Origin of the sequence: Bacillus sp. FJAT-27916 (genome assembly GCF_001183965.1) — a bacterium.
Classification (GTDB): domain Bacteria; phylum Bacillota; class Bacilli; order Bacillales; family Pradoshiaceae; genus Pradoshia.
Genome location: NZ_LFZV01000001.1, coordinates 2,849,267 through 2,860,341 on the forward strand (window position 1 = coordinate 2,849,267; position 11,075 = coordinate 2,860,341).

The following is an 11,075-nucleotide window of genomic DNA, read 5'->3' on the forward strand; positions in this document are numbered from 1 at the left end:
AAATTATACATCACTGGGATAATTAGGTAAATAAGAAATTTATCATATACACGCATCTTTTCTTGCTGAGAATAAACAAAAAAGGAATCCTAAGCGGATTCCCTTTTCATCTTAGAAGTATTTACGCGGATTAACCGCATTTGATTTATTGATATTCCAAGGTCCTTCATGAATTTCAAAATGTAAATGCTGGCCATAGGATTGTCCTGTATTCCCCATCAAGCCAATTTGCTGACCTTTCTTGACGGTTTGTCCATTACTAACCATACGTGAACTTAAATGCGCATACACAGTGGTATATTGCTTGCCATTAATGTAATGCGTAATGAAAATCGCATTTCCATAGGAAGATGAGAAATAAGATCTTGAAACAACCCCATCTGCCGCCGCCATAATCGATACAGAACCAGATGCAGCAATATCAATACCGTTATGGTTTGTACCCCATCTACCGCCGAAGCCAGAAGAGTAATAACCTGCAGCTGGTTTCATGAATATGCCGGATGCTGCGCTGCTGGATGGTGCTGGTGCAGCAGTATGACTAGAACTTGAAGTGGAACTAGAACTTGATTTAGAGCTTGTACTTGACTTAGAGCTTGCGCTTGATGAACCAGCATTCGTGCTTTTGCTTGAACTTGAGCTTTGGGAAGATTTCTTCTTCGCATCTGCTGCTCGCTGTTTAGCCAGCTCAGCTTGGCGTTTTTCCTCCGCGGCCTTTTGTTTCGCAATCTCAGCTTGACGTGCTTCCTCTTGCTTAATAGCCTTCTTGATAGCCGCCTTTTGGCCTGCTAGAATGTCTGCCTCTTCTTCCATGCCAATTTTCTCTTTCTCAAGCTTTTTCTGCTCTGCTTTCAGTTTCTTCATAAGTTGATTTTTCTCTTTTTTCTGCTGTTCTTGCTTGGCTTTCATTTCTTTCACTTCAGCCATCATAGATTCAAGATCGCTTAGTTTCTGCTCAACAGATTTCTTCTTATCTTCCAATGCTTTCTTATCTCGCTCTTGTTCAGCGATCAAATCTTGGTCTGCATCCATAATAGTTGATACAGCACTTAACCGCTCAACAAATTCGCCGAAGTCACTTGCTCCAAGCACGACCTCGAGATAGTTCATGTTTCCGCCTGTTGCTTGATAAGAACGGGCACGTTCCTTCAGCAGTTCATTACGCTTTTCAATCTTATCTTCGAGTACCTTGATTTCTTTTTTCAATGTTTCGATTTGTTCTTTCGTTTTAGCAATCTTTGCCGTTAACTTATCAATTTTGTTCTCGGTTTCTTTCATTTGCTTTTCAAGCTTTTCCAGCTGTGATGCTAAATCTGCTTGTTTACCTTTTACATGATCAATCGATTTCTCGGCATCCTTAATATTGGAATGAACCTTAGAACGATTCTCTTCAATCTGACTTTCCTTCTTCTTCAATTCAGAAATGGATTCAGCTGATGCAGATCCTGCTGAGAACAATGAACCGGCTCCAACAACTACAGCCATGTTCAAAGCAATTAATGACTTCTTCAAATGATGATCCCCTTTCAATAAAGAGCCGCCTCTAAGACCCTTTCTCTCTATCTAACTCAAAAACTCTTCTGTGCTTGATGGTTTTAATAGACTCTCAGACCTATATAGAGTCCATCTGCTAAACCAATCTCACCCATTAAAGCTTCTTTCAACAATCGACAAATATCAACAACATATTCCAATAAGTCCAATGTTTGGTACGGTCCTTATTATATCAATCTATAATTTCATTTCCACCATATAAACATTACAGTTATATTTCATGGAATCTTTTGTCTGTAAAAAAATTAATATAATGTTGAATATTGAGGATTTATTACTACTTATTTTATACTTTGAGGAAAAACTTACTATAATGAAAGGAATATAAGACTAAGTCTATCGAATCAAAAAGGGGAACTCAAATTATCAGCCCGACAAAAACAAATAAATTCTGACAAATTGCATCTGTCATTTTTCTTCTTATTCTCCTCCTATTCAGGTGAATTACGCTTCTAGCACATCCTATCACACTCTATATTTTCCGATAAATTGCATGCACCTAGATGTAAGATAATCAGTATTTTATTTACTTCAGAAAAATAGGTGAATCATCTACTCTATAAGTGAAATATTTCCTGTATATATTTGACATTACTTATAGTGAAATAAGGGTATCTTCTATATACTAGGAATACAATAAATATAGGAAGGGAGTCATCTAGTTGACTACTAAATTTAACGCCCTTGTCGTAAACAAAGAGAACGAACATTTCTCGATAGATGTTCAAAAGCTGTCACTTGACGATCTGCCTCAAGGAGAAGTGCTCATCCGCACCCATTATTCGAGTGTAAACTATAAGGACAGCCTGGCGACTATTCCAAATGGAAACATCGTTAGCCATTATCCATTCGTCCCAGGCATCGATCTTGCAGGAGTGGTGGTTTCTTCTAATGATTCACGTTTTAAGGAAGGGGACGAGGTTATTGCCACCAGCTATGAAATCGGCGTTTCTCATTTTGGCGGATATAGTGAGTATGCCCGCATTCCTGCCAAATGGATTGTACCCGTTCCGGAAGGCTTGACATTAAAGGAAGCGATGGTCATCGGGACAGCCGGCTTCACGGCAGCTCTTTCTGTTCAACGGCTGCTTGATAATGGAATTACGCCTGAAAGCGGGAAGGTTCTCGTTACCGGTGCAACAGGCGGGGTTGGAAGCTTTGCCGTATCCATTCTTTCCACCCTTGGATTCACGGTAGAGGCAAGCACAGGCAAAGAGACTGAAGCTGAATTCCTTACCAGCCTTGGCGCCTCTTCCATTGTCCCGCGAAATGAAGTGTTTGATGGAAAGGTACGAGCATTAGGGAAACAGAAATGGGCGGCAGGCGTGGATCCGGTCGGCGGAGAGCCGCTGGCTGCTTTGTTAAGCCAAATTCAATATGGAGGCTCTGTTGCGGTCAGCGGCTTGACTGCCGGAACGAAGCTCCCTGCAACTGTCTTCCCATTTATCCTGCGCGGAGTTAACCTGCTGGGTATTGATTCCGTTTATTGTCCAATGGAAAAGAGACTTGCCATTTGGAACCGTCTGGCAAATGACTTTAAACCAGCAAGCTTTGATGTATTCATTCAAGAAGAGATAACTCTGCAAGAGCTGCCAAAGAAAGTCTCTATACCACTGCAAGGTCAGGCAAAAGGACGAATTATTGTCAATTGCCAAGCATAAGAAACAGCAAAAGGGAAGCCTGTCTTTTGACGGGCTTCCCTTTCTTATGATGTCTCTCTTTTCTTTCGCGGCGCACGCTTTCTTGCCGGCTTTGTCTTCGGCTTTGTTTGGTCTATGGAAGCTTGAAGAGCTGCCATCAAATCCACTACATTCGATTTCGGTGCATTCGATGCTGCCGGTGTGACCGTTTGCTCTGCCTTTTTGCGCTCGATCAATTCAAGGAGGGCTGAGCGATACTCATCATGATATTTACTAGGGTCAAACTCAGTCGTTAATTGGTCAATCAACAGGATAGCCGTATCCAGCTCCTTAGGGACGACCTCCTCCACCATCGGGATATTCGGAACATCTGATGCCTTTCTGACCTCACTCGGGAAATGGATGGTTTCCATCAATAATGTCTGCTCATATACCCGAACGACAGCCATTGACTCCTTTGCCCGTATAGTGATTTTGGCAAGGCCTACTTTTCCTGAATCCTTAAGGGCTCTTCTCAGCAAAGTATAAGCCTTAACCCCTCCTTCATTTGGAGAAATATAATAGCTCTTCTCAAAATAAATGGGATCTATTTCTTCAATCTTTACAAAATCGATGATTTCAACAGCCTTCTCCTCTAATTCCTTCTTGATGGCCTGCAGCTCTTCCTCATCAAGAACCACGAACTTCCCCTTTACATATTCATATGCCTTCACAATATCCTCCTGCGGGACTTCCTCCCCGCACACAGAGCATACCTTCTTGTACTTAATTGGAGCATGGCACTTTTCATGCAGAGTGCGCAGCGGCAGATCTTGATTCTCGGTTGCAGCATGAAGCTTAATGGGAATGCTGACAAGACCAAAGCTGATGGTCCCTTTCCAGATTGTATGCATAAGAACACCTTCTCTTTTTTTCTTATGATATCCAAAACCTGCAGATTCATGATGAGGTTGATTGAAGGACTTCAATCAATTCCTTGATCTGTACTCCTTGATTGACCGTAAAATATTCAGCAAAAGGATCTATCCCCCTTATCACCCTTTTTTGGACTTCCTCCAGCAAATAATCACCCGTCTTCATTCCTTGTCGTACCTCCTCCCAATATAGGGGAACAGCAATCCCAGGCTCCTCCGTTTCCCGTGGTGAGTAAGGGCAAATGATGGTCTTCTTAACATCATGCTGGATGTAATCTACATATAAGCGGCCCCTTCGATTTTTTTTGAGCCGCTCCACAGTAAATTGCTCGGGGAATTGCTCAACAAGATAGGAGGCAATAAATTCAGTAAATATCCTCGTTTCACTGTACGTGAGGATTCCATCATTAAGAGGTAAATGAACTTGAATTCCCTTACGGCCGGATAATTTCACGAAGGATAAGAGGTTGAAGTTATCGAACAGCCTTTTCATCTCAAGGGCTGCCTTGATAGCAAGTGTCAAATCTCCAAGCGCGGGCGGGTCAAGGTCAAAAACAATCTCACATGGATAGAGTGAATCCACGGTATTGAATGGAATGTGAAACTCAATAGCTGCCTGGTTTCCAAGCCATAACAGTGTTTGTGCGTTCCCGCAGATTATATGGGAATCATCCTCCACTATCACCTTCTGAACAAATGCTGGTGCATGCTCTGGGGCGGCTTTCTGATAGAACCCGCTCGCCCCCACTCCTTCCGGGTATCGCTTAACCGTAAGCAGCCTTCCAGATAGGAACGGAAGCATCCTGTCTTTCACAGCCAGCAAATATTCCATATACCGCTCCTTTGTGACAGAATGACATGGCCAGATTTCCTTTTGCGCATTTGTCAGCTGAACGGGTTCATATTGAGCTAGGAGAAGATGAACCCACGTACATGCATGCCAGTCATGAGTGAATAGCAGCCGCTCAAAGCGCGGTTCGTGCAGTTTCCCATTCTTTACAGTCTTGAAGCTGATTTCTACACAAATGCCAGGCGGCACAGAAAATCCTTCTGCCTCTTCCCTGCACCCTCTCTCCAACAGAAGCTTGATAAGGGCATCCTTTTCCTCCTGCTTGAATCTCTCCTTCACAACTGCTATCGTTTCCGTTTTTTGATGTTTTAGGACAGCCACAGAGATAAGCCCATTTACCCGGTCAAAAGTCTGCAGAAAAGCTGCTGCATGGTATCTCATTGACTCCCCTCTTTCTCAAACCGGCAATCAAGCGGATTTCTTTCGACAAAGGAATCTAAGACAGGCTGACGCAATGTTCTGGACTCGGACCATTCAAGAAATTGTACCTTTACCGTAAAAATTGGACTTACCCATTGACAATCCTTTGCTTCATGAATGGCCTTAACAAAAGGAGAAAAAGCCTGTTTGCTTTTTTCAAGATAATGCTGGATGGTTTTCCAATCCTGTGCATTATAACGACCCCTGCCTGCCTTGCCTATATAATGAAGCTGACCGTCAGAGTCATATAAACCGAGCAAAAGGGAGCGAAGTCCGCTTCCCTTTTGGATATAACCGCACACAACAGCAATCACGTCCTGGTAGTTCTTGATCTTTTGCCAGCGAGCATCCTTGCCCCCTGGTAAATAGCAGGCATGCAAGTCTTTGCAAAGGATTCCTTCAAGGCCTTGCTCCTTCACAGCGTGGAGCAAGCCTTCACCTTCCTCGAAATTCTCGGTCAATCGGATATGCTCTGTTTCCTTAACGATAGACCGGAGCATTTTCTGCCTCTCATATAGGGGCTTATCCATCATGGATACCCCATTCATATAAAGACAATCAAACACCATATAAATAATCGGAATCTCTTTCTTTTTAATCTCTATCTCTGCACCGCCTCTCAATCGATCACGTTTCATAACCTCATGAAAGGACGGTTTCCCGTCCACAAGGGCAATCACTTCACCATCTAGAATAAAGCTATCAGCCTTAGAATAGCTTTCAGTGTCCAGCAATTCAGGGTATTGAATGGTACGATTGTTTAAATGGCGATTAATAACCTCTGTCCCAGAAATGGACTTATAAACGAGAATTCTCACACCATCCCATTTCACCTGAAATACCCAATCTCCACTTAAGGGTATTTCAGCAGCTGCGATAGGTTCAAAAGGGATGATTGGTTTCATAGCTGTCCCTCCTTTGTCTCGTAATACCGTTAGTATGGAGCTTTAATGAACGGATTATTTTATAGGTTTACAAATCAGGCAGATTTGTCCTATTATGGCAAAAAGAGAGTCGGGAAGTGATCATTCATGAAAACTGTACTTATGTCTATGTTTTTATCTATCCTGATCAATATCCTGTATATGGCAGGCGTTCTAACCTTGGCATATGTTCAAACAGTCCGCTATCAGCCTGATATAACGGAATATGAGAATGTCCATTTCCTCGACAGCTCAGTCGCTTTCGGCTATTCTGGCGGTTTCTTCTCAACTTTCATCCTCATGACCATTATTGGGACATTCATCGTATGGTGCATCCTAAAACTTGTTATCAAACTGCGAGCTGAATGAAAATCAACGTAAAAAAGGACTTCAGAAAATTGAAGTCCTTACATATCCTATTAAAATAAGTCCTGTTCATGCCAGATAGTTTAGAGCAAGGATTCTGTACCGTCCACATATATCTCCGTTCCGGATATATGGCTTGCTTCATCTGAAGCGAGAAAGGCTACCAAGCTTGCGACTTGCTCCGGCTGTCCCGGACCGTTTGCCAGCGGCTGCATACCTTCTGGGTATTCAATTGGAATCTCGATTTCCTTCACACTTTCGGATTTATCGGTAGAATCATCAATATTTGTTTCAATCGCCCCTGGACAGATGGCATTTACGCGGATTTTATAACGAGCAAGCTCCAGTGCCGCCATCTTCATGAAGCCAATTTGGGCTGCTTTTGAGGTACTGTAGGCTGCCATCCCAAAGCCGGCAAACCGCCTGTTTCCATTAATTGAGCTTGTAATGATGATACTGCCTCCGCCGCTCTCTTTCATATGAGGAATGGAATATTTCACAAATAGGAACGTGCTTCTAAGATTCGTTTCAATCGTCCTGTCCCAATCAGCGACATCGAGGTGTTCAATAGAGGATAAGGTTCCATTAATTCCTGCGTTGCAAAAGAGGATATCCAATCTGCCATACTTCTCCACGATATCATTGACTGCCTCTTTAATTTGATTCTCATCCCTTACATCTACCTCATAAATACAAGCGCCGCCGCCGCTCTGTTCAATGGATGAACGAACGGAAGCAGCCCCGGAATAATTGATATCCAACAGGCATACATGAACGCCGCTGTCCGCTAATTTTTTTGCTGCAGCGGCTCCAATACCAGATCCGCCGCCAGTCACAATCGCAACTTTCTCACTTCTTTGCTCTACATTACCCATTTAAACATTCCCCCCATCAGTGTATACACTTATTTATCCAATTAGCATAAATCTAAAACGTGCCACATATTTGTTTTACTGAGAATGTTATCTGCCTAAATAATTTTGCTCGCCCTCTTATAAAGCAAGCATCTTACAGGTATAATTGAATTATTCAGGAGTGAGCCGAAAGGAGTACCAGCCGTCAAATGTATTCAGTCAACCAACTAGTTAAAAGCAGAGGATTTATTCGCTTTCTAACTTTTTTAATTCTCATTATACTCTTTTATACATTAAGAGACATGATTAATTTGATTCTATTTACCTTTATTTTCATCTTTTTAATGGGCGGATTAGAACGGTTTATCTCCTCTACATTAAGGAAAACGCTTCAGTTTAGGGTACGTCCTCAATTGATTATCCTAATTCTCTATTCCGTTTTAATCACTTCCATGGTCATGGTTATTTATAAATACATACCCATTATCACCATGCAGCTGACGGAATTAGTGCAAGCCTTAATAGCCTTCTATAAGGACCCGCCGGATAACCGTGCCATTGAAGTGATTATCAGCGCGATGAACAAGCTGATTTCTCCAACCGATATTGAACAGAACGCCAGTGCCATATACACATATGCTGCTGATATCGGCAAAGTCAGCCTTCAATTATTTATCTCAATCCTATTAAGCTTGTTCTTCTTATTGGAGAAAGAGAAAATCGGCCGTTTCACCAGCACATTCAAAAACAGTAAGCTGGGGACCATTTTTAAGGAGCTTGAGCATTTAGGCACTGTGTTTGTCAATTCCTTTGGGAAAGTGATCGAAGTTCAATTCTTGATTGCTTCCGTTAATGCTGTCTTATCACTGATTATTTTGTACTTCCTTGGTTTCCCGCAGCTGCTTGGCCTAGGCATTATGATATTCCTGCTTGGCTTAATCCCTGTTGCAGGTGTCATTATCTCATTAGTTCCCTTATGCACGATTGCTTATCAAATTGGCGAGGGTATGCATGTCCTGTATGTGATTGTCTTAATTGCTGCCATTCATGCGCTTGAAAGCTATATTCTTAATCCAAAATTCATGTCAGCCAAAACCCATTTGCCGACGTTTTACACATTCCTTGTCCTTGTTCTGGCTGAGCATTTCCTTGGAATCTGGGGATTGATTCTTGGTATTCCGATCTTCATCTTTATTCTTGATATGCTTGAAGTTCCCAATATCAGCAGCTCCGAAACGAAGAAGGAAGAGAACAAACCCGTCATTGAATGAATATGTCCATAGAAAGAGGGAGATAGGATGCATCACACATTCTATCTCCCTCTTCGTTTAATCATTTTAAGGCAAATCCACTTACCGGATGCGGAAGATACGATTCCTCCAAGAAAGACATTTCCTCATCTGTCAGCTTAATAGACAAGGCTCCTTTGGCATCTTCAAGATGGCGAAGCTTTGTGGCACCTATGATTGGGGCTGTGACAGGCTGCTTTTGAAGCAGCCAGGCTAATGCGACCTGCATGCGCAGGACACCTCTTCTTTCCGCGATTGATGCTACACGAGTAATAATCTCATTATCAGAGTCTTCCATCGTGCCATACTTTGCCTTTTGCACTTGGTCGGTCTGCGAGCGATAGGTTGTTTCTCCGACAGCCCTTGTCAACCTGCCAGAAGCAAGCGGGCTGTATGGGGTTACCCCGATTCCCTCACTTTCACACATAGGCATCATCTCCCGCTCCTCTTCCCTGTATAAGAGATTGTAATGATTTTGCATGGAAACGAATTTCGTCCAACCATTGGATTCAGCTACATGGTTTGCCTTTAAGAATTGCCACGCCTGCATGGATGAGGCGCCAATGTATCTGGCCTTCCCTGCCTTTACAACATCATGAAGTGTCTCCATCGTCTCCTCAATCGGAGTTTGGTCATCCCAGCGATGAATGATATAAAGATCCACATAATCGGTACCAAGCCGTTTGAGACTGTGATCCAGTTCATTTATGATAGACTTTCTGGACAGTCCGCCTCGGTTTGGTCCCTTCTGCATAGGGAAAAACACCTTCGTCGCAAGAACCACCTCATCACGTGTTGCATAATCCCTTATCGCCCGCCCTAGTATTTCTTCACTCACGCCTCCTGAATAGGAGTTTGCCGTATCAAAGAAATTAATCCCCATCTCTAAGGCTTTCTTGATGATCTGACGGCTTTCTGCTTCATCCAGCAGCCACTTATGTATCCAATTCTCTTTATCTCCAAAGCTCATGCATCCAAGGCAAAGCCGGGAAACATCAAGTCCTGTACGGCCCAGTTTTACATAATCCATTTCTATTACCTCCGCTCTCTAAGAAGATACCATTAATCCTTGTTCTATTATGTACCATTCATATTGAAGAGCAGTAGCATATTTCTCTCAAATGCTTGCCTATTCCTCTCATCTTCTCTTTACAGAATGAATCAACCGCAGATAGAATTAAACCATAACTTATATATAAACAAGGAGAAAAAAGATGCTTGTACATCCTGCATGTGAACTACAGCTTGCCCAATACTTATCAAATCATCTCAACGAAGACGGTGTCTTCCAAACCATTGTACCGACCATGACATTCATTCGAGAATCGTTGCCATCTGAGCCCATTTACCGAGTGAATGAGCCTTCTATTTGTATCGTTGCACAAGGAGAAAAGCAGGTGTTCCTTGGTACTGAAAAATATCGCTATGGGCCTTCCTCCTATATTGTCTCATCCATTGACTTACCCTTATCAGGGAATGTCGTCAAAGCATCTGCCGAGAAACCATATCTAGCGATGAAGCTAGAGCTCAGTCATCAAGACCTCTTTGATATAGCGGATATGCCGCATACAAATCAGTCCCAAAACTTAGATCAGAAGCAGGCTCTGTACATTGGACGCGCGGACAGATTCCTCCTTGATGCTGCCATCAGAATGGCCAAGCTTACCGAGACACCTGAGGATATTGCTATGCTCTCACCTCTTTACAAGAAGGAAATCATTTATCGGGTCTTACAGGGACCTCATGGTGTAAACCTGAGGCAGCTTGCCAAGGCGGGCACACACATCCGTCATATTCAGGAGGTTATTTCCTATCTGCTCGACCATTATACTGAGCCTATAAAGGTTGAAGAGCTTGCTGGAAGCGTGAATATGAGTACAGCTACCTTCCATCGCCATTTCAAGGAACTGACGACCATGAGCCCTCTCCAATTCCAAAAACAGCTTCGCCTGCAGGAAGCCAGACGGCTGTTGTTTACCGAAAGAGCTGATGCGAAGGAAGCAGCCTATCAGGTGGGATACGAAAGCCCAACACAATTTAGCCGGGAATATGCCCGCCTGTTCGGAGTACCGCCGAAGGAGGATGCCAGGCGGTTTAAAGAAATGGAAGCATAAAGAAAAGAGGGAAGATGCCCTTAAACTGGTACCCCTGTCAAGGACACATTAAAAAAAGAGACTAAGCTACGAGAAGATGATTCCTAAATTGAACAGGGGTCATCTTCTTTAAGTTCCATTGATAACGGTCATGATTATAGTAATTGAATTG

The 11,075-nt window shown here is 42.9% G+C and carries 11 protein-coding genes; 4 read left to right on the forward strand and 7 right to left on the reverse strand.

Annotated elements, in window-relative coordinates; all coding sequences use genetic code 11:
• Positions 1 to 111: 111 nt before the first annotated feature.
• Entirely contained in the window at positions 112 to 1,512 is a 1,401-nt protein-coding gene (locus AC622_RS13910; protein WP_049672977.1) for a murein hydrolase activator EnvC family protein, read from the reverse strand.
• A gap of 704 nt (positions 1,513 to 2,216) precedes the next feature.
• On the opposite strand from AC622_RS13910, the gene AC622_RS13915 reads away from it, so the two are divergent.
• The gene (locus tag AC622_RS13915; protein WP_049671609.1) at positions 2,217 to 3,215 is read left to right on the forward strand and encodes an NADPH:quinone oxidoreductase family protein; all 999 of its coding nucleotides are present in this window, start codon (positions 2,217 to 2,219) and stop codon (positions 3,213 to 3,215) included.
• Between the two features lie 44 nt (positions 3,216 to 3,259).
• On the opposite strand, the gene ku is transcribed toward AC622_RS13915, so the two are convergent.
• Genes ku through AC622_RS13930 form a run of 3 tightly spaced genes read right to left on the reverse strand, consistent with a single transcriptional unit; the run spans position 3,260 to position 6,283 of the window.
• Positions 3,260 to 4,087: a non-homologous end joining protein Ku gene (gene ku / locus AC622_RS13920; RefSeq protein ID WP_049672978.1), complete on the reverse strand. Its 828-nt coding sequence runs from the start codon at positions 4,085 to 4,087 to the stop codon at positions 3,260 to 3,262.
• 46 nt (positions 4,088 to 4,133) lie between these two features.
• Entirely contained in the window at positions 4,134 to 5,339 is a 1,206-nt protein-coding gene (gene ligD, locus AC622_RS13925) for a non-homologous end-joining DNA ligase (protein ID WP_049671610.1), read from the reverse strand.
• A complete protein-coding gene (locus AC622_RS13930; protein ID WP_049671611.1) occupies positions 5,336 to 6,283 on the reverse strand; it encodes an ATP-dependent DNA ligase in 948 nt (315 codons plus the stop codon). Before AC622_RS13930 ends, ligD begins: the two co-directional genes overlap by 4 nt.
• Positions 6,284 to 6,409: 126 nt before the next feature.
• Between AC622_RS13930 and AC622_RS13935 the strand changes: the two genes are divergently transcribed.
• Entirely contained in the window at positions 6,410 to 6,670 is a 261-nt protein-coding gene (locus AC622_RS13935) for a hypothetical protein (protein WP_049671612.1), read from the forward strand.
• 80 nt (positions 6,671 to 6,750) lie between these two features.
• Here the strand turns inward: AC622_RS13935 and AC622_RS13940 are convergent, their stop codons facing one another.
• Positions 6,751 to 7,542: an SDR family oxidoreductase gene (locus AC622_RS13940; protein WP_049671613.1), complete on the reverse strand. Its 792-nt coding sequence runs from the start codon at positions 7,540 to 7,542 to the stop codon at positions 6,751 to 6,753.
• 188 nt (positions 7,543 to 7,730) lie between these two features.
• Here AC622_RS13940 and AC622_RS13945 point away from each other — a divergent pair, with 188 nt between their 5' ends.
• A complete protein-coding gene (locus AC622_RS13945; RefSeq protein WP_049671614.1) occupies positions 7,731 to 8,792 on the forward strand; it encodes an AI-2E family transporter in 1,062 nt (353 codons plus the stop codon).
• Between the two features lie 61 nt (positions 8,793 to 8,853).
• Here the strand turns inward: AC622_RS13945 and AC622_RS13950 are convergent, their stop codons facing one another.
• Complete coding sequence (locus AC622_RS13950) at positions 8,854 to 9,840, reverse strand: aldo/keto reductase (RefSeq protein WP_049671615.1); 987 nt, start codon at positions 9,838 to 9,840, stop codon at positions 8,854 to 8,856.
• 184 nt (positions 9,841 to 10,024) lie between these two features.
• On the opposite strand from AC622_RS13950, the gene AC622_RS13955 reads away from it, so the two are divergent.
• On the forward strand, positions 10,025 to 10,924 hold the full coding sequence (locus AC622_RS13955; protein WP_049671616.1) for an AraC family transcriptional regulator: 900 nt from the start codon (positions 10,025 to 10,027) through the stop codon (positions 10,922 to 10,924).
• 61 nt (positions 10,925 to 10,985) lie between these two features.
• Here AC622_RS13955 and AC622_RS21430 read toward each other — a convergent pair.
• On the reverse strand, positions 10,986 to 11,075 hold a 90-nt coding region (locus tag AC622_RS21430), incomplete at its 5' end, for an IS3 family transposase (protein ID WP_231589605.1).